This window comes from Gracilibacillus sp. JCM 18860 (assembly GCF_055395245.1).
Genome location: NZ_AP043868.1, coordinates 3510086 through 3536853 on the forward strand (window position 1 = coordinate 3510086; position 26768 = coordinate 3536853).

Annotated in this window: 22 protein-coding genes; 13 read left to right on the forward strand and 9 right to left on the reverse strand. The window is 35.6% G+C overall.

The genetic code is table 11. The features are described from left to right. Positions 1-368 precede the first annotated feature (368 nt). The 3 genes from ACZ5R4_RS17460 to ACZ5R4_RS17470 form a co-directional block, all read right to left on the reverse strand. The gene (locus tag ACZ5R4_RS17460; protein ID WP_464367718.1) at positions 369-1529 is read right to left on the reverse strand and encodes an AraC family transcriptional regulator; all 1161 of its coding nucleotides are present in this window, start codon (positions 1527-1529) and stop codon (positions 369-371) included. A 54-nt stretch (positions 1530-1583) separates the two neighbouring features. Then, entirely contained in the window at positions 1584-3221 is a 1638-nt protein-coding gene (locus ACZ5R4_RS17465; protein ID WP_109985393.1) for a hypothetical protein, read from the reverse strand. A gap of 85 nt (positions 3222-3306) precedes the next feature. Beyond that, the gene (locus tag ACZ5R4_RS17470; RefSeq protein ID WP_464367719.1) at positions 3307-6735 is read right to left on the reverse strand and encodes an adhesive domain-containing protein; all 3429 of its coding nucleotides are present in this window, start codon (positions 6733-6735) and stop codon (positions 3307-3309) included. 444 nt (positions 6736-7179) lie between these two features. Between ACZ5R4_RS17470 and sda the strand changes: the two genes are divergently transcribed. After that, positions 7180-7326 carry a sporulation histidine kinase inhibitor Sda gene (sda, locus tag ACZ5R4_RS17475; protein WP_109985213.1) on the forward strand — a complete coding sequence of 49 codons (147 nt, stop codon included), beginning with the start codon at positions 7180-7182 and terminating at the stop codon, positions 7324-7326. Positions 7327-7355: 29 nt separating this feature from the next. Here sda and ACZ5R4_RS17480 read toward each other — a convergent pair whose 3' ends face one another. Further along, positions 7356-7688 (reverse strand): hypothetical protein, encoded by a 333-nt coding sequence (locus ACZ5R4_RS17480; protein WP_054861092.1) that lies wholly within the window; start codon positions 7686-7688, stop codon positions 7356-7358. A gap of 256 nt (positions 7689-7944) precedes the next feature. Here ACZ5R4_RS17480 and ACZ5R4_RS17485 point away from each other — a divergent pair, with 256 nt between their 5' ends. Then, positions 7945-8298, forward strand: a complete 354-nt coding sequence (locus ACZ5R4_RS17485; RefSeq protein ID WP_245902366.1) for a MerR family transcriptional regulator — start codon at positions 7945-7947, stop codon at positions 8296-8298. Positions 8299-8332: 34 nt separating this feature from the next. Here ACZ5R4_RS17485 and ACZ5R4_RS17490 read toward each other — a convergent pair whose 3' ends face one another. The 3 genes from ACZ5R4_RS17490 to ACZ5R4_RS17500 all read right to left on the reverse strand — a co-directional run bounded on the left by ACZ5R4_RS17490 (position 8333) and on the right by ACZ5R4_RS17500 (position 10673). Beyond that, positions 8333-8596 (reverse strand): hypothetical protein, encoded by a 264-nt coding sequence (locus ACZ5R4_RS17490; protein ID WP_054861090.1) that lies wholly within the window; start codon positions 8594-8596, stop codon positions 8333-8335. Positions 8597-8675: 79 nt separating this feature from the next. Beyond that, on the reverse strand, positions 8676-9767 hold the full coding sequence (locus ACZ5R4_RS17495; RefSeq protein WP_109985215.1) for an N-acetylmuramoyl-L-alanine amidase: 1092 nt from the start codon (positions 9765-9767) through the stop codon (positions 8676-8678). A 345-nt stretch (positions 9768-10112) separates the two neighbouring features. Then, positions 10113-10673 carry a maltose acetyltransferase domain-containing protein gene (locus ACZ5R4_RS17500; RefSeq protein ID WP_054861088.1) on the reverse strand — a complete coding sequence of 187 codons (561 nt, stop codon included), beginning with the start codon at positions 10671-10673 and terminating at the stop codon, positions 10113-10115. 87 nt (positions 10674-10760) lie between these two features. Between ACZ5R4_RS17500 and ACZ5R4_RS17505 the strand changes: the two genes are divergently transcribed. Then, positions 10761-11378, forward strand: a complete 618-nt coding sequence (locus ACZ5R4_RS17505) for a DUF3889 domain-containing protein (RefSeq protein ID WP_277678082.1) — start codon at positions 10761-10763, stop codon at positions 11376-11378. Between the two features lie 390 nt (positions 11379-11768). On the opposite strand, the gene ACZ5R4_RS17510 is transcribed toward ACZ5R4_RS17505, so the two are convergent. Further along, on the reverse strand, positions 11769-12044 hold the full coding sequence (locus tag ACZ5R4_RS17510) for a hypothetical protein (protein WP_054861087.1): 276 nt from the start codon (positions 12042-12044) through the stop codon (positions 11769-11771). Positions 12045-12348: 304 nt separating this feature from the next. On the opposite strand from ACZ5R4_RS17510, the gene ACZ5R4_RS17515 reads away from it, so the two are divergent. The 8 genes from ACZ5R4_RS17515 to garR all read left to right on the forward strand — a co-directional run bounded on the left by ACZ5R4_RS17515 (position 12349) and on the right by garR (position 23595). Then, a complete protein-coding gene (locus ACZ5R4_RS17515) occupies positions 12349-13335 on the forward strand; it encodes a S8 family peptidase (protein ID WP_464367720.1) in 987 nt (328 codons plus the stop codon). A gap of 384 nt (positions 13336-13719) precedes the next feature. Next, complete coding sequence (locus ACZ5R4_RS17520; protein ID WP_181397617.1) at positions 13720-15450, forward strand: sensor histidine kinase; 1731 nt, start codon at positions 13720-13722, stop codon at positions 15448-15450. After that, positions 15450-16970: a response regulator gene (locus tag ACZ5R4_RS17525; RefSeq protein WP_054861083.1), complete on the forward strand. Its 1521-nt coding sequence runs from the start codon at positions 15450-15452 to the stop codon at positions 16968-16970. The genes ACZ5R4_RS17520 and ACZ5R4_RS17525 overlap by 1 nt, the downstream gene beginning before the upstream one ends. 136 nt (positions 16971-17106) lie before the next feature. Further along, a complete protein-coding gene (locus ACZ5R4_RS17530) occupies positions 17107-19098 on the forward strand; it encodes an alpha-amylase family protein (protein WP_464367721.1) in 1992 nt (663 codons plus the stop codon). 20 nt (positions 19099-19118) lie between these two features. Continuing rightward, the gene (locus ACZ5R4_RS17535) at positions 19119-20654 is read left to right on the forward strand and encodes a type 2 periplasmic-binding domain-containing protein (protein WP_464367722.1); all 1536 of its coding nucleotides are present in this window, start codon (positions 19119-19121) and stop codon (positions 20652-20654) included. Positions 20655-20836: 182 nt separating this feature from the next. Continuing rightward, a complete protein-coding gene (locus tag ACZ5R4_RS17540) occupies positions 20837-21781 on the forward strand; it encodes an ABC transporter permease (protein WP_109985222.1) in 945 nt (314 codons plus the stop codon). 23 nt (positions 21782-21804) lie between these two features. Next, positions 21805-22689, forward strand: coding sequence for a carbohydrate ABC transporter permease (locus ACZ5R4_RS17545; RefSeq protein WP_109985223.1), 885 nt, complete (start codon positions 21805-21807; stop codon positions 22687-22689). A gap of 21 nt (positions 22690-22710) precedes the next feature. Next, on the forward strand, positions 22711-23595 hold the full coding sequence (garR, locus tag ACZ5R4_RS17550) for a 2-hydroxy-3-oxopropionate reductase (RefSeq protein ID WP_054861077.1): 885 nt from the start codon (positions 22711-22713) through the stop codon (positions 23593-23595). 319 nt (positions 23596-23914) lie between these two features. Here garR and ACZ5R4_RS17555 read toward each other — a convergent pair whose 3' ends face one another. Beyond that, a complete protein-coding gene (locus ACZ5R4_RS17555; RefSeq protein WP_464367723.1) occupies positions 23915-24697 on the reverse strand; it encodes an SDR family oxidoreductase in 783 nt (260 codons plus the stop codon). A gap of 426 nt (positions 24698-25123) precedes the next feature. On the opposite strand from ACZ5R4_RS17555, the gene rhaM reads away from it, so the two are divergent. Together rhaM and ACZ5R4_RS17565 are read left to right on the forward strand one after the other, a co-directional pair. Next, positions 25124-25438, forward strand: a complete 315-nt coding sequence (gene rhaM / locus ACZ5R4_RS17560) for an L-rhamnose mutarotase (RefSeq protein ID WP_054861076.1) — start codon at positions 25124-25126, stop codon at positions 25436-25438. A gap of 30 nt (positions 25439-25468) precedes the next feature. After that, positions 25469-26749: an MFS transporter gene (locus tag ACZ5R4_RS17565; protein ID WP_109985225.1), complete on the forward strand. Its 1281-nt coding sequence runs from the start codon at positions 25469-25471 to the stop codon at positions 26747-26749. Positions 26750-26768 lie beyond the last annotated feature (19 nt).

The following is a 26768-nucleotide window of genomic DNA, read 5'->3' on the forward strand; positions in this document are numbered from 1 at the left end:
ATTATTCTGGTATATTGATTTTGGTCGTATGAGCATGAAAGATTTTTTCATTATTGCTATTGCAGAATAGTATCATTTCAGTTATTTACTTCATATTTACATTTCTATTCGACTAGGTTAGTTCAATTTTCCTAAATTTTTTTCACTTTACTCCTTTATAACAAGTGCTTTCGTCCGATATTATAAATAGGTTAAAAGGATATCATTTTCTTGGTTAATTTTACTAGTTTTATTCATACTAGCACCTTGCTATAATGATGTTAGAATAGACTGTGAGTTCGTTATTCTAAAGGGCGCAATCTATTAAAAGAATATGACACTACTCCTTCATGTTTAGTGATTAGAACATGTATTCTTCATTTTAATCCTTATTTAAACTCATTTCGGTATTCTTGAGGAGTACATCCCACTTTATTCTTAAACTGATGAGTAAAGTAACTTTGACTTTCGAAACCACATAAGTGTGCAATGTCAACTAACAGATGTGAAGAGTTTTGAATTAAATATTTTGCTTTTTTTATTCGTTCTGAAATGATAAATTGTTGAATCGTCATCCCTTTCTCTCGTTTAAATAATGAAGAAATATAATTTGGGTGCCGATCACAGTGTTCAGCCAACTGTTTTAGTGTGATAGATTCAGATAAATGATTCTGAATATAGTTTACGATCATTTTTGTGCTTTTCGTAAGTCCTTCCGATTGATGCTGTTGTATCTTTTTTAAAAAAAGTTTTAATATTTTTATTTCTTTTTCAACAAAACGTTTATGACTTGCAGGAGACTCAATGTCTTTTATTATTGCTTCACGAAGAGCAATCATCTCTTGAGGATTACATCCAACTTCAATAGCAGCTCTTGCAAGAGTCGTCGCCAAGACTATTAAATTATTCTTTTTATTTCTAATATCCGTAGTATGAGGCATCGATTTATTACGGAAGTCATAATAGGCTTCAATTGCTTTAACATTTCCATTTTTTAATAACATTAAGAACTTATTTTCTTTTTGAATAGAATAACTTTCGTATTCTTCTGATGTTTCATTAATCTGTTGATATGGTGGCTGTTCACCGATGGGTTCTAATGTGGTGTTATAGAAATGGTCACCAAGTTGAATAATTTCTTTGTACTTCTCAATTTGTGCATTCGTCAGTTCGCGATATTCTAATGCTGGATCAACTATCCATTTTAAATGGCTAAAATCAGCTTTATTAGTAGTGTTAATAGCTCTTTTATATGGTCCGATTCCAATCATACCTTTAAAAAATGGTAATAATACTAAGAAATAGTAGTCACCAAATTTTAATTCTATAACCTTAAGGTCTGTATTGTTTTTCCTTAGTTTTTTTTCTATAGAATTAAAAATAGATCCATAATCATTATTACTGTTCAAATAGTTGGTACTAAAAAGAACTTCGTTTTGATAAGAGTAAAATGATGGTAAATCTGTAATGAGATGCATCAGATTCACCAATTTTATAGAGAATTTCTTTGAAGCGTAATTCGGGTACTTTATATCACTTTTATTCTTCATAGTACTCATCTCCTTGTGATGCTGATATTTTATTGTGACAATAGATAGTGTTTTCTATGAATATACTTTCTTTGGTTGAGAAATCTTTTGGTAGTAGTGATAGTAACTTGATACATAATCTCTTATTTCATCTATTCTAGATCTAAAGGAGTTCTCACGATTAAAAAATGTTCCATTAACTAGTTTTGGGAATTTCATATACATGGATACCTCAGGAAAAAAATATTCATTTAGTTGATGCTTTATATGATATTGAATCGTTTTGTTTAACTCATACAATGGGTAATTCACCAATAAGTAACTCTTTTGTAAATATTGAATGTTTTCAATAATGTTAGTTGTTACTAAAAGTGCTTCTAAAACAGCTGGTGAACTGACGTGTAGTTTTTGAATAAAATCAAGTTGGAATTCTGCATTTCTTAATCCAAACTTAAAATATTTGTCTTCAGGCTTATATTTCGTTAGCTGATTGACTGTGTGAATTAACCAATTATCGATGTTCTTCCAATCACCATTTTCAATACTATAATCTAAAGCAATGGTGACTGAGTTTAACCATTTTATGTCGTTATCTAATTCATATAGATAAAGCAAGCTAAGTAGGGCTTCCCAATTATAGTAGGAATGTATTCCATCACTATAGCTTGATTGATTTTGTAAGGATAACAAAGTGTCCCCAATTGATTTAGCTATAGGTAGGTATCTATCGTCTTGAAAAGCTTTTGTATATTTTATGATTACGATGATAGTTGCTCCCATAGCCCCTAGATTTACGCTTGGTTTGTTCTTTTTACCAGCGATGTATTGTACAACTACTTTATGTGCAGGGTGATTTATCAGGCTTATAGACTTTTGGAAATAGAAAGCTAATCCCCTTTTTATGGGTAATTCCAATTCTTTTCTTTTTGTTAGACAAAATGCATCGATCATCGAGTAAATCGTTCTTGCATGATGATGAATACTATAGACCTCGATCTTTTCATGAAAATGACTATAGTAACCATAAACAAATTTTCCGTTTGGCTTAATTTGTTTAGCCAGATAAGAAGATGATTGATCAATAATGTCATAAATAAGAGCTTTATTTACATCATTGATTACTCGTCGTCCATGATCAAAACTATTAGAATGTAATGGATAATAGTTTTGTTCATCACAGAAATAACTAACTGTATCAAATAAAACAATTTCTCTTATGTAAGATTCAATTATTGGAAATCGTGCATTACGGTACATTTTTAGATAAATATTTATATTTCGCATTGAGAATGAACCGTTCTGTATTAGATCATTTGCTTCAAATTCTTGTTCTAAAAAAGCTAGATTAAAATGTGAATCCAATGCGACACCCTTACGTAAAGGAGTTTGACTAGAATAAAGGCGCATAAATTCGCGTTTTGATAATAATTCCATATTTATAGCCAAATCTACTTTTGCCCACTTTGGATGTAAATCATTCTTATTAATATATAAAAGACATTTTCTTTCAGCATTTTTATATGCATATTCAATAGAAGTACTTATACCTGTGAAAACGCGTGCCCTAGAATCTGTATCGGTAACAGAAAGAAAAATGACATATTTCATGTAGGGTGTAAATAATCTTGTATTGGAATTGTCTGCTTGATTTTTATAACAAAATAAAGAATTCTTAGCATGCTTTATTGTTGGAATAAATTTTTCTAATGTCACTATCCTTATTCCTCCCTATTTATGGAGTATAGTTAGGAATAACGTAGTCCTTCTTAACAGAAGAACTACGTTAATGTTACTTTGATTATTCGGTTTTATTACGACGTGCAAATAGACTAGTAGCGATACCTAGTAATATAGCACCTAATCCCGTAAGGATTAGATTAAAAATATTAGTGGATGTATTCGGAAGTTCTGTATGATTGTCATTGTTTTCACCTGCTTCAGAATAACCACTGTCTTGATCTGATGGATTTGGATCTGGATTCACTTGTTCTTCAGTATCATTAGCTGGGTCGTTAGGATCAAGAGGATCCGTTCCATTATCTACCTCGTCTCCATCATTGATGCCATCGCCATCGGTATCTGGGTTGTTAGGATCGGTTCCAGCTTGTTGTTCTTCTTCGTCAGTTAAGCCGTCGCCGTCCGAGTCAGTTTCAGTACCATCAGCTGGATCGTTAGGATCAAGAGGATCTGTTCCATTGTCTACCTCGTCTCCATCATTGATGCCATCGCCATCGGAATCCGGGTTGTTAGGATCGGTCCCAGCTTGTTGTTCTTCTTCATCAGTTAGGCCATCGCCATCCGAGTCGGTAGCATCAGCAGGGTCGTTAGGATCAAGAGGATCCGTTCCATTATCTACCTCGTCTCCATCATTGATGTCATCGCCATCGGAATCCGGGTTGTTAGGATCGGTTCCAGCTTGTTGTTCTTCTTCGTCAGTTAAGCCGTCGCCGTCCGAGTCAGTTTCAGTACCATCAGCTGGATCGTTAGGATCAAGAGGATCTGTTCCATTGTCTACCTCGTCTCCATCATTGGTGCCATCGCCATCGGTATCTGGGTTGTTAGGATCGGTTCCAGCTTGTTGTTCTTCTTCGTCAGTTAAGCCGTCGCCGTCCGAGTCAGTTTCAGTACCATCAGCTGGATCGTTAGGATCAAGAGGGTCGGTCCCATTATCTACCTCGTCTCCATCATTGATGCCATCGCCATCGGTATCTGGGTTGTTAGGATCGGTCCCAGCTTGTTCTTCCTCTTCGTCAGTTAGGCCGTCGCTGTCCGAGTCAGTAGTATCAGCCGGATCATTAGGATCAAGAGGATCCGTTCCATTATCTACCTCGTCTCCATCATTGATGCCATCGCCATCGGAATCCGGGTTGTTAGGATCGGTTCCAGCTTGTTGTTCTTCTTCGTCAGTTAAGCCGTCGCCGTCCGAGTCAGTTTCAGTACCATCAGCTGGATCGTTAGGATCAAGAGGGTCGGTCCCATTATCTACCTCGTCTCCATCATTGATGCCATCGCCATCGGTATCTGGGTTGTTAGGATCGGTCCCAGCTTGTTCTTCCTCTTCGTCAGTTAGGCCATCGCCATCCGAGTCAGTAGCATCAGCCGGATCATTAGGATCAAGAGGATCTGTTCCATTATCTACCTCGTCCCCGTCGTTAATACCATCGCCATCGGTATCTGGGTTGTTAGGATCGGTTCCAGCTTGTTCTTCCTCTTCGTCAGTTAGGCCATCGCCATCCGAGTCGGTAGCATCAGCCGGATCATTAGGATCAAGAGGATCCGTTCCATTATCTACCTCGTCTCCATCATTGATGCCATCGCCATCGGTATCTGGGTTGTTAGGATCGGTTCCAGCTTGTTCTTCCTCTTCGTCAGTTAAGCCGTCGCCATCGGAGTCAGTACCATCAGCCGGATCATTAGGATCAAGAGGATCCGTTCCATTATCTACCTCGTCTCCATCATTGATGCCATCGCCATCGGTATCTGGGTTGTTAGGATCGGTCCCAGCTTGTTGTTCTTCTTCATCAGTTAAGCCGTCGCCATCGGAGTCAGTACCATCAGCCGGATCATTAGGATCAAGAGGATCCGTTCCATTATCTACCTCGTCCCCGTCGTTAATACCATCGCCATCGGAGTCTGGATTGTTAGGATCTGTCCCAGCTTGTTCTTCCTCTTCGTCAGTTAGGCCATCGCCATCCGAGTCGGTAGCATCAGCCGGATCATTAGGATCAAGAGGATCCGTTCCATTATCTACCTCGTCTCCATCATTGATGCCATCGCCATCGGTATCTGGGTTGTTAGGATCGGTTCCAGCTTGTTCTTCCTCTTCGTCAGTTAAGCCGTCGCCATCGGAGTCAGTACCATCAGCCGGATCATTAGGATCAAGAGGATCCGTTCCATTATCTACCTCGTCTCCATCATTGATGCCATCGCCATCGGTATCTGGGTTGTTAGGATCGGTTCCAGCTTGTTCTTCCTCTTCGTCAGTTAAGCCGTCGCCATCGGAGTCAGTACCATCAGCCGGATCATTAGGATCAAGAGGATCCGTTCCATTATCTACCTCGTCCCCGTCGTTAATACCATCGCCATCGGAGTCTGGATTGTTAGGATCTGTCCCAGCTTGTTCTTCCTCTTCGTCAGTTAAGCCGTCGCCGTCAGTATCAACCGGTTCTGCAAAAGTAATTGAATCACCTGATTCTAAACTTGATAATAGTGGTAAATCAATTACTGAATCGCTAATTCCTGCACCATAAATTGGAACATCTCCACTTAAGCCAGAAGGATTAGGAATAGTTGCTGAGAGATCCACTGATGTTTGTCCCATTACTTGTGCAGATGCAAGATCATTAGATAAATCTATCGCTCCACTTGATAGGTTATCTATTAAGTTTTGTAATGGGGTTAACATATCTTTGACTGGTTCTAAAGGTACGGATATAGATCCACCAAGAATTTCTACTTCTAATGCACTAATAGCACTGACTACATCATTAAGTAATTGAATAATGACATCTTGTACAGCCGTTTCTAAGTGATTTCCTAATCCATCTCCAAAGTTAACTACAATGGAACCATCTGGATTCACCTGAACAGGTACACTATCGTTGTATTGAAGCAAATCTGCTAATGCATTATCTACATTATTAAGTGCTTCCAAAGCTGTTTCTAACTCTTCTAATCCATTTACATTGATTAATGGAGCAGTTAATGGATTGTCAAGAATAGTATCAACCGCTGAAACTAGTTCTCCTACTGTAGTATTAAGTGTGCTTGTCAATTCTCCTATTGTACCTTCTACTACAGGTAGATCACTTAGAGTTATGGGTAAAATTTCTACGGATATGTTGGCGGGTGCATTAACTGTTAATAAATCAGCTAATTCTGGGGAGTAAAATACTGCAACACGATCGGGTGAAACTAATTCCACATCAGCTAAACCAGTTCCTGTTAAATTTAAATCTAACGTATAAGTATCAGTGTTTTCCGTAAGATTTGCTGTAATATTTACATCAGTAAGTAATTGTACTTCACCTAAACTGGCTGCTTGTACCTCAATAGAAGAATTGGTTATTTTTCCTAAAATTCCGCTAGAGGTAGCAGGCCCTGTCGAAAAAATAAGTACTGCTGCTGCTGAAGCAACCATCATTTTTTTAGTACTCATTCTTCGTTGTTTAGTACGTTTATCCAACTTCTTTCCATAGTTAATATTACGATTAGATTTAAAATTCACACAATGCCCTCCTTAGCAATATTTTGTATGGGTAGACATTTTGGATTCTAATCCTCCTTTTCGACATATTTTCATATTTTAGGATGTCTTTCCCATATTTCCATATTAAGACGACATTTTTTTTTGTTATTTCACTATTTTCACATTTTTATAAGAAAAACAACTTAAAATTTAATATTTTTGTAATTTTATCTCCCCATTTAATAAATGTATTTGGGTGGCTTTTAGTAATAGAAACTAAAAAATCCCCATTCATTTTAACTAAATAAACATATTTTCAAATAATGAAATAGTAAATATGTATCATTTACTATTAAATATATTGTAATAATTTATCGAATTGTTAAACTTCATCTAAGTAACACTTTCATTCAAAAAAATCATAATTACTAGGTGAAGATTAAAAAACTTTACCTCTCAATTTTTTTTGATAAGGAGGAAAAAATGGAAACAATTCCTGATAAATTATTATTAGAAATTTATCACCAGGCTAGGCTATACAAATTAAGCAATGATTTCATTGAATTACTTGAAAAGGAAATAGTTGCAAGAAAATTAATGGACAGAGTAATTGATAAAAAATTATCGTAAAAGCTTTCATGATCAAGAACTGGAAGCTTTTACTTATCCTTCAGATCCAATAAACTTGATTTCACGGAATCCTTATTTAGTCCTACTTCTGCTTGGAAGCCAAAAGAGGTTTCCAAATCTTCAATAAATTGTTCTATTTTTATATTAAGAGATTCAACAGAATCAATTACTACACCAATTTTAGAAATATCATTATGGAAAAGTTGCTGCTCGTGTGCTAGCTGTATCATTTCCCTAGTTAATATTTTGACAAACGAAGGTTTTGGTATATGTACTTCTCTTGTAACTAACGTCATACCATCCTTGTCTAAAATAGATAATGCTGTGCAAGTCGGTGAATATTCAGCTAAAAAACTATACATATTATTCCTCCTAGCTCCTAAAAAGTATTTTTTTGTAAATCTTTTCATTAAACAAATTATAAACTTGAAAGTGCACTTTAAGGCAAATAATAGGAGGAATCTTTACTTCTTATATTTGTCCACCGCTATGCTTAATTGGTTTAAACAATGCGCTTAATTATTGTAGAATAGAACCAAGGCAACTATAACAATTACTAGGGAAAGAGAATGGTGCATATTCTCTATAAAATTGATGGTATTGGAAAGGGGAATAATAATGCTAACAGTCAAAGAGGCTGCAAAAAGAGTCTCTATACCAACTTCTACGATTCGCTACTATGACAAAGAAGGATTGTTGCCCTTTATAGAAAGGGATGAAAATGGTTATCGTGTTTTTAAGGAAGAGGATTTATTTTGGCTGGAGCTAGTTACTTGTATGAGGAAAACCAAAATGTCCATTGGGGTTTTAAGACATGTCGCACACCTATATATGGAAGGTGATAAAACATTAGATGAGAGAATAAAAATTTTCCAGGATCATCAAAAAAAGCTGCTTAAACAGAAACAGGATGTTGAAGATGCATTGGAAAAGTTGGAAATTAAAATGAATATATTACGATCTACATCATAAAAAAGCTTCCCATCTGGAAGCTTTTTTATGATTGTTATTTCCAATCCATTTCATTTTCTATTTTAAATGTTTCAAGCATTTTTTCTATTTTCTCTTTTTTTGCAATGAATTCTTTAAGCAATACATTATCTTCTCTCGTTTTTAGTTCTAATGATTGATATAACTCGATATCCTTCTTCGTTTCTTTTAATAGAAATTCTAGTCCTTTTTTTAGATATATGTGTTCTTCAATATCTGACATCTCTATTTTTGACTGATGGTAGATTTGGACTTTATCTCTTTTAACATAAATGAACAATTAAATCACTCCAACATTGATTGAAAATAAAAGGGTATGGTTAATAATAATATCAAGTAATCGGAGCAATAGTATTAAACTAATTTTTAAAATATGAAATTAAACCTTGTGTAATGGCTTCAGCTATACTAGATTGATAATCTTTTGATTGAATTTTTAGTAAGTCACTTGGATTTGTAATAAAGCCCATCTCTATCAAAATAGCCGGATTTTGATTATTCCTTAGCACATAAAAACTATCTTGCCTTATTCCTCTATCAGAAAGGTTGAGGTGCTGTGCTATTGCATTTTGAACCTGATAGGCAAGGTTCTGATTGCTGTAATAATGTGTACTTATCCCATTAGCTGATATTATTGGACTAGCATTAAAGTGAAGACTAATAAATGCATGTGTTTGATAGGCATGACTTATCGCAACCCTTTTTGGCAGCTCAATCCTTGTATCATTACTTCTGGTTAGAAGAACAGTTGCTCCTTCTTGCTTCAAGCGATTTGTGATATCATCAACAACTTCCATCACCATGTCTTTTTCGTAGACATTTCCCACACCGATAGCACCTGAATCATTCCCTCCATGACCTGGGTCTAAGATAATATTGTAGCCACTTAAGCTTGCATTACCCGATATTGATTTTGAAGGCTCTTGAATGGATTTATTTGATCGAGCTTTAGGTATAGCTTCTGATGCTTGTTGATTGGTTAACCATGAAGCAATCCACCCAATATTACCATTAGGAAGAGACACTTTGATCCAATCATTATTTTTGTCTAATACGGAAAAGGTTTCACCAAGTGTTGTGAAGCCAATGATGCTATAGCTTGTGCCAGGTCCCGACCGAATTCTCACACCTGTCGCACTAATGGAGACAGATTCCGAACTTGGGGAGGTTACTGATTTTTGTTTACCTTGAAATAAAAATTGAGAAGCTACCCAAGCTTCCTTTCCGTTATAATACGTTTGATACCATCCGTTTGATTCATCAAAAACCTTCACCTGATCTCCTGGATTTAATTTTCCTAGAACTTCGCTTTCAATGGATGGCCCAGATCGAATGAGTAGGTTTGTTGTTCCGACATCATAAGTCTTTTCATTTGCACTTATCATGGTAGGAAATAGTATGAGTAATAGAAAAATAATGGTGGTGGTAATGAATATCGACCTTTTTCTCAAAAAAACCTTCCTTTCTAAGTGACGTTAGTCTTGTTTGTTATAAGGATATTTTATGTAAAAATGCAAGCAGATAATTTAATAATACTCATATAAATTTAAATTTAATATGATTTTTTGTCAACTTCTATCTGTTTTTATATAGGTTAATAGAACTAATTATTGAAGGGAAAAATTGGAGAAGTGAAATTTAATTCACTTCTCCAATGGGAGCATATTAGCATCGAGATGTACGTCAACTCCATATTCTGAAGGCAGACGTATCATGTGATATATATTTTTGACCTTCCCAACAAGGCCATTATGTCTATCACTGAATTTCAGAAAATTTTAAAGCTTTTTTAGCATTCATATTTCAATCTCTTTAATGATCTTCGCAGGATTACCGCCAACAACTACATTATCTGGAATATCCTTAGTTACGACTGATCCTGAGGCGATGACAACATTGTCCCCTATAGTCACGCCAGGATTAATGATTGCACCACCACCAATCCAAGCATTGTTACCAATCGTAATAGGTTTTCCAAATTCCTTCCCAGAATTTCTAACCACTGGCTGGAGTGGATGTGTGGCTGTATAAATTTTTACGTTAGGGCCAAGCATGCAATTGTCACCAAAGCGTACTTCACAAACATCTAATATGGTGCAATCAAAATTAGCGAAAAAATTTTCCCCTACATATGTATTATAGCCATAATCAAAGCGTATATTTGGTTCCATATAAACAGTTTCACCTGTTGAACCGAGTAGTCGCTTCAATAGGTTAATTCGCTTTTCCTCCTCGGTTTCTGTCGTTTGATTATATAACCTAACCATACGTCTCGCTTCTTTCTGATCTTGTGCAAGCTCCGGGTCAGCTGGATTATACATTTCACCAGCTAGCATCCTTTCTTTTTCTGTTTTCATAATTAAACTCCTCTATTTAGGTTTTTGTCACAAATATCCTACTATCAGTCATACAATATTCTAAATGATAAAAACAGGAGGGATAATATGTATCAAGATTTTTATAACCCTTATCCTATGTATTCAAATGCTCCTTACCCATATTATCAAGAAAAAGTCTATCGTCAAAATTATATTCAAGGGAGAGCAACATGGACAAATGGGGGAAATGTAACGCAATGTGGGATTCCGTGGTCCTATGGGCAATATTTGACGGCAGCTGTCAGTGAAAATTCTCCATACCAGTGTGGACAAACATTGAAAATACGTAATCCTCAAAATGGAAGAGAGATTATTGTCACCATCGTAGATAAAGTTCCTGGATCTCCTCAAACAACGATCAATTTACATCGTAGAGCCTTTGAAACATTAGGAGCAAACCCTTCCGTAGGAGTTATTTCTATTGAGTTTCAGCCATCGCCGCCGTTAGAGCAACAAAAGTGGGGTAAATATTTGCTAGAGGTCGTTCAAGTAGCCTATCCAGGTTATAATGTGACAAATTACAATTCCATTTCTAAGACACAGCCAGCAGCAAATCAAACGAGAGAGGTATATGAATACACACTACAATCTCCACAGGAGCAAATCAAGGTGAGAGGAACCGTCCTTTATAATCCTGCTACGGAACGAATTCTTTCCTTTGATATTCAGGAAGTCTCTTCATAATGGAGGGGAAGCCTATATCGTTGTATGATTAGGCTTTTCTTCTATACAAAAATTTCGAAGATACAAGTAGTTTTTAAATGAATCACCAGAGTTTAGCTTTGGTGATTTACTCTTGAAGACAACAAGTATTTACCGAAGTCCAGAATTTGAATGAAATGAAAGATATCAGACAAACAGCTGAGACCCCGCGTTAGAGGTGGCTAATAAACGAAGATATCGGACAAAGCGTTGGAATCCCGTGATGAAATTGGCTAATAAACGAATATATTGGACAAGAATTTAGAATTTCACGGTGGAAGTGACTGATATACAAAGATATTGGACAGGGAGCTAGTTACCTGTCCAATATCTCTGTTGCAATTAAAACTGTCGATGCAATAAAAGCTTAAGTTAAATTCCTCGATCTGAGATTTCCTGATATGTTTCCTCTTGCTGTGCTAATTCCCTTCGAACTAAGTCTAGTGCATTATCGTCATCGGTTACACTCTCAGCTTGTGCTAGTGATTTTTTCGCTCGTTCTAGAGAATGCTTTATTTGTTGCATGATCTCCTCATTTGGGTGACTTTGTGCTTGGTGAATGGCATGCTGCAAATGCAAAATCGATTGCTGTGCTTGTGCCAATTGGTTTTGATCCTGCATGCTTGAGATATTGTTACCCTTTTTCATATCAATTCCTCCTCAAATGATAGTGTAGTCTTCTCTAATATGATGGAAAAATAGACAAATTATTCATTAATGGTTAAAGAACTAATTGCGATATTGCACTCTGTAAATGTTAATTAATACCACCTTATGATATAATAGGAATAAATATTGTATGTAGATAATAAGCTAGTATTAATAATCAACTGATTAAAAAGTAGATTTGCTCGATAATGTTTATATCTTCTCTATCTTCTGATGTAGAATTACCTAAAAATGTTAAATGTATATGCTATAAACTTTAATATATTTTAGAAAGAGGAGGAAGATGGTGGAAAATAAAGTTAAATTGATACCTTATACCATTCAGTCGATTGAGGATAGTACAAATGAAACACCAGAAGGGGTCCAACTTATACAGGCACCTGCCATTTGGGAGAAAAGCAATGAGGGTGAAGGCATTGTGGTTGCTGTTATAGACACTGGGGTCGACACCGATCATCCGGATCTTAAGGATCGAATAATTGGTGGAAGGAATTTTACAACAGATCATAATGGAGATGTTAACAACTTTGAAGACAATAATGGTCATGGAACACATGTGTCGGGTATCGTTGCAGCAAGCCTTAATGGTGATGGGGTCGTTGGGGTAGCTCCAAAAGCAAAAATTTTAAGTATAAAGGCATTAACAGAAGATGGTGCTGGTGATTATGGATGGATCATAAATGCGATCAATTATGCAGTGGAATGGCGAGGTCCAAAAAATGAACAAGCTCGAGTGATTTGCATGTCACTAGGTGGTCCTAATGATGTACCTGAAATGCGTGAGGCGATTCAAAATGCTGTTAATCATAATGTATCCGTTGTAGTAGCTGCAGGAAATGAAGGGGATGGCCAAGAGGATACATTTGAATATGCCTATCCTGGAGCATATAATGAAGTTATTTCCGTCGGTGCGGTGAATACGAACTTACAGCTTGCTCCATTTTCGAATAGTCATAATGAAGTAGATCTTGTAGCTCCTGGTGTAAATGTTTTATCAACATACCTAGATAATAAATTTGCAAAACTGTCAGGAACCTCCATGGCTGCACCTTTTGTAGCAGGTGCTTTAGCCTTAATCATTAATTTAAGTGAAAAAGAATTTGATCGGTCCCTCATCGAATCAGAGATCTATGCTCAACTAATTAGACGAACTCTGCCACTTGGAAATGGGAAAAGTGCTGAAGGTAATGGCTTTCTTCTACTAAACTTGGTTGAACAATTAGATAGGATTAGTGCTCCGAGATTAAATGTGAATGATAAACAGTCATAATAGATAACTCAATCTCAAGGGAGGGGAAGAGGGAGTATACTCCTATCAAGAATAATGACTAAAAAATACCTCTTGCCCTTTTTTTCTTCTCTCCCAGCAAGTACCCCCACTCATATTTTTCTGCAAATCCAATATAACAATAGCGAATTATAATTAAAACAGAGTAAATACAATACCAGCCACACTTTTCCCCTCTATGTTGTACAAGTCTCATGAGATTGTTTAGTCCTTTAATTTTATTCTTATGTCCCAACTAATAGCATTGGAGCATAATTTTATTTAAATCTATAGTATAATAGATAAAAAAAATGAAAGCGCTTGCTATAAAAGTGATGGATTTGGAATTAGCAGTAAGGTGTGATGCTCGATATAGGGGGAAAACGAATGAGAGATAAGCTCCTTAAGAAACCGGGAATTAAAAAGCTAAGAACTCGTTTTTGGGTTGCATTGATCCTACTATCCATCCCTTCTATGTTCTTGTTAGGTGCTGTTTCCTATCACATATCCAAACAAACAATCGTGGAAAATCATATTCAAAATTATCAAGATCTATTAAGGACTTCTAGCGAAATGTCAGAGCTCACATATGAAAGTGTTATTAATTTACATAGGTTAATTTTATCGAATGAAGAGATTAGAAACGAACTCTTGCTTGTGGCAAATGGTTCAACTGATTACTATGAAACTGCCATTATTCTAAATGATATTCTTTCACAATATACATTAAATACTAAATATATCGAATCTGTATGCCTTTTTGATGTCGAGGATAAGTCGTATTGCTATGGTATATCTAGAAAAGGATCTTATTTTTTCAATAATGTTCAAGAGATCAAAACAAAGGATTGGTACCATCGTGCTAAAGAGGCAAGGGGGAAAGAGATTTTTCTTAGCCATAATATACTAAATGGAAGTAATGATAGTTTTTCTTCTGTGAAATTATTACGAAATCCAAATGATTTATCTAGGGATGCACTGGGTGTGCTCGTTATCAATTTAAGTAAGAAAATGTTTGAGGCAATTTCCATGAATTATGGAGAAACTACCTTTATGATAGTAGATCGTAGCGAGCGTTCTTCTCCTGTATCAGTTTACATTAATAATCAAAACAAGGAGTTTTCTAATACAGTACTCAACGAGTTGGAGAATTCACAATTTGAAGCGCTAGAGAATAAGGGATTCTTAAGTAGTAGCTATACGAACCCGATCACTGGCTGGTCTTATATCCATTTAATTAATGAGGATTATTTATTGAAAGATTCTAATAAAATTGGGGTAATTACCTTTACCTTCGCTGGATTAATGGTTATCATTGCCGTTTTTATTTCTATCTATCTGTCCGACACTATCCTTCAGCCATTGATAAAGTTAAAAAAAATGGTTGCAAATATAACTCATTATCAACAAGATTTGGGGGGATTAGGTAATGATGAAGTTGGAAATATTGGTAAGCAAATTAAAATACTTGTAAAAAATAATATCGACTTAAATGAAAAGTTGTTACAATCCAGATTGAAAGAGAAAGAATCAGAATTAAGAGCATTGCAGGCACAAATAAAGCCACATTTTTTATACAATACCCTTTCCGCCATTTATTGGATGGCAATCAAAAACAATGTTCGTGAGATTGCAACAATGACAATTTCCTTATCTGAAAGCTTTAAATTAAGTTTAAACAGAGGAAAAGAATTACTTACTGTTCAAGAAGAGTTGGATCATATTCAACACTATAGTTCTATCCAGACCATACGTTATGGAAATCGATTCAAATATATTGAAAATGTTCAGACTAGAATGAAGAATAAGATGATATTAAAATTAATACTTCAACCTTTTGTAGAGAACGCATATTACCACGGTTTAGAAGCAAAAATGGGAGAAGGATACGTTAAACTAACAGGTTATATGGAAAACGACCAAATGATTTTTATAATCGAGGATAATGGTATAGGGATGAAAAATACAAATCTTTTGAATAAAGGATATGGTATTAAAAATGTAAAAGAGCGTTTGGAACTCTTATATGGAAAGAATTATTCGTTGGAAATTGAAAGTGAACACGATAAAGGCACGATCGTAACGATTAGAATTTCATTGGATCAGGAGGTAAAATAATGGTTAAAGTAGTTATCTTTGATGATGAGATTTTAGTGCTGGATGCCGTTCAAGATCTTATTGATTGGGCTAGATGGGAACTAACATTAGTTGGTACAGCTACCAATGGTATAGATGCATTGGAACTGATAGAAGACCATCAGCCTGATATTATTTTGACTGATATACGTATGCCTGGTCTAGATGGCTTAACTTTAATAGAGAAAATAAGTAAAATAGTTCCGTCCACATATTGCATTATTATGAGCGGCTTTAATGAGATAGAATATTATAAGAAGGCAATACAACTTGATGTGATTGACTATCTTGAAAAGCCAATAACCATAGAAGGAATCGAAAATTGCTTGGACAAGGCAATGAAAAAAATTCAAGCCAATAATGAATTAAAGGATTTAAAACAGAAGTGGCATGACTCCCAAAGTCTTATCACAGCGAAAAAAGTAATAGATATTTTAAATCAAGATATGTTAACAGAGGATCAGTGGTACGAGGTAGTTGGAATGAAGGCATCAGAAATCACTGGAGTTACTGTTGGGGTATGTCAGCCGAATTGCTCATTTGATATTGAGAAAGCTTTAATGTCATCTAGAAAAATTCTAGATATTAAGACATTACTTGTTACTGAAGGAAAAAAAACGATCATTATTTGGATTCAAAGTGGAGACAAGAATCAACTATCAGATTTCTTAGCAGGCTTAACGGAATTAAATGTTTTAATTGGTATTGGTGCCACTTATCGCCATCCTAAGGATATAAGAAGGTCTTACGTTGAAGCACAGGATGCTTTGAAAATGGGTGGGTTCGTTAAAGAAACTGGGATCATAGCCTTCAATGAACTGGATTTTAATCATCGACTATCTGATACATTAACAACTTTAGAACGAAGCATTATCTTTAGCATTAGGTCAGCTAATAGTGAAAGTATCTCAACACTTGTAGAAAAATTTCTAAATGATATAAAGCACAATAATTTATCACCAGATGTCATGAAACAAGAATGTTTAAGGCTGATTTATTTAGGTTTAGAAGTAGTGAAAGAAACAGGCGTTGAGTACACGTGGAAAAAAGACAATTATATACCACATGTTGAACTGGAAAAATTAAATTCATTAGATGCAATTGAAAAATGGCTAAAGTGTCATTTTATGGAAATGCTTGATTGGATGAAAGTATTACGGAGTAAACAAAAACATATATCTGTCCAGAAAGCATGTGCATATATTGACAAAAACTTTTCGAAGGATATATCTCTTGAAGAGGTAGCTTCCATTGTTCAAATGAACCCTTCCTATTTTAGCATTCTATTTAAAGAAGAAGTCGGGCTAACTTATATTAAATATATAACAAAAATCAGGATAGAAAAAGCAAAAGTAATGCTAAAAGAAGGAAAGAGTGTAGCAGAAGTTAGTGAAGAAGTTGGTTATTTTAATCATCGTTATTTTAGTGAATTGTTTAAAAAAATGACTGGATTAACTCCTGGGCAATTTAAAAAGCAACCAAGTAGCACCTTTATCATATAGGTGTTTTTTTTTATCCAAAAAAAACAGAATAAATACAAAAAAGTTAGCGCTTACAAATAGAGTTAACGGATGCTATGCTAAATAACGAAGCATGGTACCAGGCTTTCATTTTATTAATATAGGGAGGTGAATCATATTGAATTGGTGGTCAGAAAATCATCTTAGGCTTATACAAACCAATATTAGTGAAGAAAATGCTGATTTAGATGTAGATTTATTAATTACACAGCTCAAGGATTTTTCAGCAAATACACTTATGTTAAATACTGGGGGGATAGAGGCTTTTTATCCAACAAAACTAGAATACCATTATAAATCACCTTATCTAAAGAAAGATCTGGTTCAAGAAGTGGTTCAAAAATGTCATGAAAATAAGATTAAATTTATCGCAAGATTTGATTTCAGTAAGGCGCATGAAAGCATTTTTCTAGAACAGCCCGATTGGTTTTATAGAACCAAAGATAAAGAAATAGTTAATTACAACCAAATGGTTCATACATGTGTAAATGGTTTTTATCAGAGGGAATATTCTTTAAAAATAATGGAAGAGGTTATCGAGCAGTATGCCGTGGACGGAATATTTTTTAATATGTTTGGTTATCAAACTAGGGATTACAGCAATAATTATTACGGCATTTGCCATTGTGAAAGTTGCCGGAAAAGGTTTAAGGCCATGTTTGGCCATGACTTACCAGTTGACGAGAATCTAGAGGATAAGGTATTTCAAGATTATCTTACATTTAAAAGCGTAACGACAAAAGAAATGTTAGAACGAATTCATCATTTAGTAAAAACTAAAAATAACAACATAGCAATCTCAACATACCACGATCATAAGGTAGATATTGTGCGAAAGGAGTCAAATACAGCAATAGATAGACACTATCCCAAATGGTTATATTCTGCTTCAGAAAATGTACAATCAGTTGAGAATTCGTGGAAAAATAAGTTGATAAGTAACTGTGTCATTAATGCAGTCGATATTTTTTATCGTTTTGTTGGTGTTTCCAAACATGAGGTCAAGATAAGATTGTATGAGAGTTTAGCAAGTGGTTCAGGATTGGATTTTTGTATCATAGGTGTATTCGAAGATTATCCTGATCGAAATAATCTTGAGGCGGTAAAAGAAATATTTGCATTTCATCAAAAAAACCAAGAGTATTTTGGAAATTTTTCTTCTATGGCAGACGTACTACTAATTAAGCCTAATGAAAGCAGTTCGATGAAGGAATACTTGGGTATTTATAAAATGCTAAAGGAAGAGCATGTTATATTCGACGTTATAAAGAAAGATAATTTATTAGCTCCTATACAACCACTCGACAAATATAAGCTTATTATTTTTCCTAATCTAAGTAGTTTAAGTGAAAATGAGTGGAAAGTAGTAAAAAATGTTCAAGGTAATGGAGTTTCACTTATTGCAACAGGGCAATCTTTTATAAAAGATGAAGCTAATCAAAATATGCTCCATTATATTTTTGGTGGTCGTTATCAAGGAGTAAAGTCAAAAACGCGTGCAGACTATTTGGAAGTGAGGAACAAAAAAATGTTTCCGAGCTTTCATGATCGAGATTGGATTTTCCTTGATGGGAAGTTTACCAAACTAGTATTTGATCAAAATGTCAGATTATTATTGCCCTATATAAAAACTTCTCGTTTTGGTCCCCCTGAAAGAGTTGGAGGTCATTACAAGGGTGAACATTATGGGATGGGCTGGAATCACAAAGATAGTAGCACAAATGTTTATCTTCCATGGGATATTGGTAACCTCTATTACCAGCATGGATTTGAGGACCATAAAAGAATTCTATCAGACATAATGGATCAGATAATTGGAAGGGATTACATTTTGGAAACAAATGCTCCTGAAAATGTAGAGATTTTTTTAAACAAATATGATAATCAGAACTATATTTTGCAAGTATTAAATCTCTCTGGATTTAATGGGACTACGTATCATGAGCCGATTGTAATGAATGAAATTAATCTAGCCATAAATCTTAAGGAAATGGAACATGTTTATAGCTTAGTGCACGAAAGTGACATTTCCTATGAAAGGCACAATAATCAGTTATCGATTAAGATCGATAAATTAACTAGTTATGAGGCACTTATACTAAAAGCATGAATCTGTAGGAGGGAAATAATTTGAATCGTTCAGTAAAAAGGTTGCTTTTATGTGGATTCATTGTTGTTATATTCATTTTTATTCTAGCTAGCTGCGGTAATGAAAAAGTGACGAGTAATAATGAAGATCAAGAGAATAGCAAGAATACGGAAGAAAACGATGATACCTTAAAGATTGAAATGATGGCAGGATTGTTTACAGAAGTTCCTGATATGGATAATGAATTTTTTTCGGAGCTACAAGAAAGGACAAATACAGAATTAGAAATGGTATGGGTACCGGATGCTGAATATGATACAAGGTTTGACTTAGTTCTGGCTTCAGGAGATATACCAGAGGTTATTTGGCAACTAGATTTTACAAAACCAACATTACTTCAATCTATTGATCAGGGGGCTTTTTGGGACTTAGCTCCTTTTCTAGATGACTTCTCTGAATTTCCTAATTTAAAAAATAATATCACGCCAGGTATATGGGATTATGTCACTAGGGATGGCCATATCTGGGGAATCCCTAGGTCAAGAGCTTTAATTGAGCCGGGTATCAAGATAAGAAAGGATTGGCTAGAAAAATATGATATTGCCATTCCAAAAACATTAGAGGAGTATAAGGAAGCACTTTCCTTAATTGTGGAGAATGATCCTAGTGGACAAGGAACTATTGGTGTAGCAGAAGGGGTTACAAGTCCATTAATGATCGCATTTGGTGCCGCAACTCCAACCTACAATGAAGAAGGTGGCATGATAAAAGATACTTTAACACCTCAGTATACCGATATGGTGGAATGGCTGAGGGGACTTTATAAAGATGGACTTGTTGCAGAGGAATTCTCGGGTCTGAATGGTTTCCAAAGACAAGATATGCTTCGATCAGGAAGACTTGCTAGTTATACCTACAGTATTTATAGGGACTTTCCTTGGACGGAAGATATCAAAAAAATACAGCCAGAAGGAGAGCTGATGACACTTCCACCTTTAGAAGGGCCAGGTGGTTATACAGCGCAATTAGCTGTTGGTTCGAGTGGAGCATTTTATATTTCTAAAAAGGTTCCAGAGGAAAAGGTAATGGAAATACTTCATTATTTTGAAAAAACAGCAAGTGAAGAATTGACAGAGCTTGCATATTACGGAATAGAAGGGGTGCATCATGAAATAAAAGATGGCATGAAGGTATTAAATGATTTAGGAACGGAGCAAATAAATACAACTTCTATGCAGCCTTTTACTCCTGGATATAAAAAGTGGGCTGAGGTACATTATCCAGGTGCGTCTAAAGAGGAGAATCTCGCAAAACAAGAGGAAGTAGCAGGGTATGAAAAGTTGGGTAAACAGAATCCATTTGATTGGTTATATTCCTCTACTTGGGTAGATGTTTGGCCGAATTATCAAAGTGAATTTGATAGTAAAGTAACACAAGCAATTGTTGGAGATATTTCGATGGATGACTTTAGAGCATATGTGGAGGGATTACGAAATGATGCCCAAATAAAACAAGCATTTTTAGAGTTTGCTGAAGCTTATGAACCATATAAGGAGCGGGAATTGCAATTAGACTAATTTGCTATGGGCTAAGCATTTGATAATTATCCATGGATAAGGCTTGTTTGTAAAACAAGTCACTTCTAATAAACGTGCGTTTCTTGTCAATTTCTGATTAAGTAAGATCTTTTCAATTAAATGGATAGCCCGTCTTAAAGAAGGTTATCCATTTAATTTTTGTATAGAAAGGAGAAAGGTAGATGAACGAATTTGGAGTGGAAACAAAGCTTTCCTCTAAATCTAATGAGCTATTAAAAAAGCTGATAAGATATAGATATGTATACCTTTTGATCTTACCTGGTTTACTGTTTTTAATTGTCTTTAAATTTATTCCTATGTGGGGATTAATACTATCTTTTCAAGAGTATAATCCGTTTCAAGGGATTTTAGGTAGTGAATGGGTAGGATTTAAGAATTTTACTGATTTGTTTTCAAGTGAACAGTTTTATATGATGTTCCGAAATACTTTATTAATTAATCTTTTTAGCCTTGTATTTTACTTCCCTCTCCCTATAATTCTTGCATTAATGCTTAATGAAGTGAGGCATGAAGTATTTAAGCGAGTAAATCAATCGATCGTTTATTTACCTCATTTTCTATCTTGGGTTGTTGTAGTAAGTATAACTTACTTCATGCTGTCAGCAGATGTAGGGGTACTAAATAAATTGTTAAATCAATGGGATATGGAACAAGCTGCTCTGATGTCAAATCCTAAATTCTTTTGGATTTTATTAACCCTTCAAAGCATCTGGAAGGATGCTGGGTGGGGGACCATTATCTTCTTAGCCGCAATTGCAGGAGTAGACCCACAAAGATACGAAGCAGCAGTAATGGATGGAGCAAATAGATGGAGACAGATCTGGCATATAACACTACCAGCCATAAGGCCAACGATCATTATCTTATTAATTTTGCGTCTTGGTAGCATGATGGATGTAGGTTTTGAACAGGTATTGCTAATGTACAGTCCAGTAGTTCGCGAAGTAGCAGAGGTATTTGATACTTATGCCTATACGCAAGGTATATTACGGGGCCAAATAAGTGTTGGTGTAACAGTTGGAATGTTTAAAGGGATTGTCGGATTACTTTTAGTTGTTTCCTCAAACTGGATTGTCAAGAGATTTGGTTATGAAGGGCTATATTAAATCCTGTGAAGGAGGTTGTAAGGTTGAGCTTTGTCTATAAAAATAAATTAACAGTTAGTGATTGGGTTAATTACATTTTGCTTGTGATTATAGCTGTTATCTGTTTATTTCCATTTATATATGTTTTAAGTGTTTCTTTTACAGATCCTGATTCTTATATACCATTAAAGTTTTATCTTTTTCCTGAAAATTGGTCTTTAGCGGCTTATGAATATATATTATCTACGGCTAGCTTCATTAATTCATTGCTAAGTACAACTTTTATTACGGTTGTTGGAACAATACTAAATTTAGTATTTACTTTAACGATGGCTTACGCCTTAACAAAAAGAAAAGTACCAGGGATCAAATTTATAATGGGATGTGTAATTTTTACACTTGTTTTTAGTGCGGGGATCGTACCAAATTACTTACTCGTAAAGGAACTAGGTTTATTGAATTCCTTATGGGCATTGATTTTACCTAATTTAACAAATGCGTGGAGTTTAATTGTGGTAAAAAGTTTTATAGATAATCTACCTGCAGAGCTTCAAGAAGCAGCAATTATGGATGGTTGTAACGAATTAGGCGTTTTTTTTAGAATAATCTTGCCATTGAGCATGCCTGTTATAGCAGCGTTCACCCTGTTTTTCGCTGTAGCCCATTGGAATCAATATTTCCAAGCTTTAGTTTATCTAACGGATTCCGATAAATGGACATTGCAGGTTTTAGTCAAATCTCTTGTTATTGACTCTGAGACAATTGGTGCTGCCTCAAGGGGTGCTGTAGCCGGTGACTCTACACAGCCACCGTCTGAAACTATTCGAATGGCTTCCATTATTTTGTCGATGTTACCTATTTTAGTTGTTTATCCATTTTTACAAAAGCATTTTGCTAAAGGTGTGATGTTAGGTTCTGTGAAAGGTTAATAATCATTTAGGGGTGATAGAATGAAACGAATTGGATTCATTGGTCTTGGGATTATGGGAAAACCAATGGCTATAAACCTAATAAAAAGTGGATATGACTTGGTCGTATATAATAGAAGTCAAGCTTCTGTTCAAGAGCTGAGCAAGCAGGGAGTAGAAGTAGCATTTTCTCCGATGGATGTGGCAAAAAAGGTTGATGTACTTATTACCATGCTCCCAAATGGACCAGAGGTTAAGGAAGTGCTTCTTGGAGACAATGGAGCTATTTATGGATTATCAAAAGGGAAAATGGTAATTGATATGAGCTCCATTTCTCCTGTAACTACAAAGAAGATTGCTTCAATACTTGCTAAAAAGGGTATTCGTATGATGGATGCCCCAGTGAGTGGTGGAGAAACAAGAGCGATAGATGGCACATTATCCATAATGGTAGGTGCTTATAAAGAGGATTTTTCAAATTATTATGATCTTTTGTCAGCGATGGGAAGCAATGTAACATTAGTTGGAGAAATTGGTAGTGGTAATGTGGCAAAACTTGTTAACCAGTCAATTGTTGCCGTAAATATAGCTGTGGTTTCAGAAGCTTTCTTATTGGGAGCGAAATGTGAGGTGAATCCAGAAAGCATTTATGAAGCAATTCATTCTGGCTTAGCAGGAAGTAATGCATTACAAAGTAAGTTTCCACTTATGATGGAGGGTAATTTTGAGCCAGGATTTACTCTTGAACTACACAGAAAAGATTTAAAAAACATCTTAGAAACTGCCCAATCTTTAGATGTGAAAATGCCATTAACTAAAATGGTAACAGAATTTATCGAGAAGCTAATAAGTGATGGAGAAGCAGATAAGGATCACAGTGCAATACTGAAATATTATGAAAAAATATCCTCATTTAATTTAGTCTAAAATGGGGCTTGGGGCAAAAGAGTAGTAAAAAAGGAAAATCCGAACATTTATATTTGTGCACTAAAACTGCTTTGTCAAAATACTTCGCTTTTATCCATGGGCATAAGTCAACACCTGCTCAAGTAAACTTTCACAGTGTTTCCTATACCGTGGGTACTGCGATCAGCTAACTTTGTATAGAAAACCGCTTTGCAAAGTGGATTTTCAGCTCGTGCTGTTCCCGCAGGAGTTTGCGTATTTTGACTACGCTCAGTCAGAAGATTGTTCGGATTCTCCTTCTTCCTATTTAGTTATGTACGAGGCACTTACTTTTTATCTGTTACAACAAAGACTCAGCTCCATCAATAAACATTTCTGTCCCCGTTATATGACTAGAATCATCTGAAGCAAGGAATGTGACAAGATCAGCTACTTGTTCTGGTTTTCCGGGTTTATGCTCTAACGGTTTATCCCCTTCAGGATATTCAACAGGAATATTAATCTTTTTTAGCTCTGGGGTTTTTTCCGTGTTTTTACCTATATTGGTTTCGATAGCACCAGGGCAAATAATATTCACTCTTATTTGATACTGTGCTAGCTCCAATGCTGCCATTTTACCAAATGCCATTTGACCTGCTTTTGAAGTGCTGTAAGCGGACATGCCAAAATTGGAAAAAACACGATTACCATTAACAGAGCTTGTAATAATAACACTACCACCGTTTTCTTTCATTAAAGGGATAGCGTATTTGATCGTGTGGAAGGTTCCTTTTAGATTCGTATGGATCGTCTTGTCCCAATCCTCAGGAGATAAATCCTCGATAGGTGCGAGAACTCCATTTATTCCTCCATTTGCGAATACAATATCAAGCTGTCCCCATTTATTTTCAACCTCTTTCATTCCGTGTTGTACTCGTTGGGAATCAGATAGATCGACATCGATAACCATTGCTTGTCCACCTAATGCTTCTATTTCTTCTTTCACCTTTTCGGCATTTTCCTCTTTTATATCCATTAAACAAACCTTTGCGCCCTCTGTTGCAAGGGCCAAAGCGGAAGCACGTCCAATTCCGGAGCTTCCTCCAGTGACGATGGCGACTTTATTAGTAAATCGATTGCTCATCCGTTATCCTCCTATCATTATTTTATGTCAGAAAAACTTAGCCATCACTTGTCCCTTAGCGAATGCCTAGTTTTGCTTATACTTCTTTTATAATCATCCAAAAAACCTATTCATTATATTAATGATTCCCGATTTTGCATGTGGGAAAACATATAAAGTAATTTTTTCCATTCTAATCTTGACGTATAGCTTCCATTTTTTGTACGAAGATTGGGAGAGATAGTCGTTTTTGCTAATTTCAAGACTAAGATCCATAGATTTCAAATGTTGATATGGTAGGTATTTCTAGTTAATTTACTTTTGTTTCATTTTATTTACGTTTGTTTAGGTTGACTTTTTTGGCGGTAGGTTTTATTCTTACTTATAGAATCATAGATTATATTGAAACTAATGAAAGCGATAACAACAATTTAGAGAGGTGAGAAAATGATTCGTAAAGGGTTTTTGATGAAAGTATATCCAGATAAGCACGAGGAATATGAGAAAAAACACCAAGAGATATGGCCAGAAATGGTGGAGGAATTACACAATCATGGGGCGAAGAACTATTCTATTTTCTTGGATAAAGCTACGAGTACCTTATTTGGCTATGTGGAAATCGAAGATGAGGAGAAGTGGAGTAAAATGGCCACAACCGAGATCAATCAAAAATGGTGGGCTTTTATGGAACCATTAATGGAAACGAATTCAGATAAAAGTCCTGTTACGATCGATCTTAAAGAAGTATTTCATATGGATTAACATTACATCAAGAGAGTAGGGGGAACAACCATGAGAAATGGTAAAAAAAGAGTAACAACAGGCTGGAAAGCAACCATTGCTATAGCGATGGCCAATTATATTGAAGCTGGTGCCATCATTGCTGCTGCAAGTAGTTTAACATTATGGCAAGCTTATTTAAATATTGATAGTGTCGGTGTCGGACTATTGAGTGCGCTAAGTGCCAATGCATTAGGTGCAGCAATTGGGGCATTGCTAGGTGGATATATTACCGACAAATTTGGTAGAAAGATTGTCTTTAATTATGATTTGCTTGTTTATATGTTTGGTATTTTATTGATTATGCTGTCTTTCAATTTCCCGATGCTCCTCATTGGTACGATCATCACTGGAATAGCAGTCGGGGTAGCGGTTCCTGTTTCATGGACATACATTGCAGAGGAAGCACCATCCAAACAACGAGCCGCACGTGTCGGAGCTGCGCAATTAGCTTGGTCCATTGGCCCGACCATTACGTTTTTCTTAGCTGTTTTACTTGAGCCACTTGAATTGCTTGGTTCAAGACTAATCTTCTTCCATTTATTCGTCGTTGCGTTTATTACGTGGTATTTAAGGCGAGATTTACCTGAATCACAAATTTGGTCTGAGGATAATAAAAAGAAGAAATTAGAACTGAAAGAAGCCAAGTTGAAGAAAAGCTCTGTCAAAGATCTCTTTGCTTTGAAAGTGAATCGTCAAGCTCTTTTTTTATTGATCGGTATTTACCTATTTTGGAATTTAACGGCAGGAGCGATGGGTTATTTTATGCCGTACATTTACGAAAATGTAGGTGGCTTGAGTAATGGTCAAGCTAATTTATTGCAAGCATTTCTATGGCTCCTTACTGTACTCACCACCTATTTTGGCTTTATGAAGCTAGGGGATAAGGTAAGTCAACGCTTCCTATTTGGGTTAGGTGCAGTTATGGGAGTGGTGGCTTGGCTAATCTTAACCTTTATGCCAATGAATTGGGTAACCTTAATATTATTTGTAGTGCTATGGGGATCTGCAGCAGGGATTGGAGCTCAAGCCTTCTATGCATTATGGACTAGCGAATTATTTATCACTAGATATCGTGCAACGGCTCAAGGGCTCATGTATTTTATTGTGCGAAGTGGTATTGCTGTTTGGTCTTTCATCCTACCTATCTTAATGGAAAAGCTAAGCTTTACTGTAGCAGGAATGGTGATGATCATCTTCTTAGCAATCCATTTAGTTATTGGTATAGGAATGACACCGAACACCCGTGGGAAAACATTAGAACAAATCGAGGAAGAGCGATATGGTGCATAAATATTCATTCTATTATAAA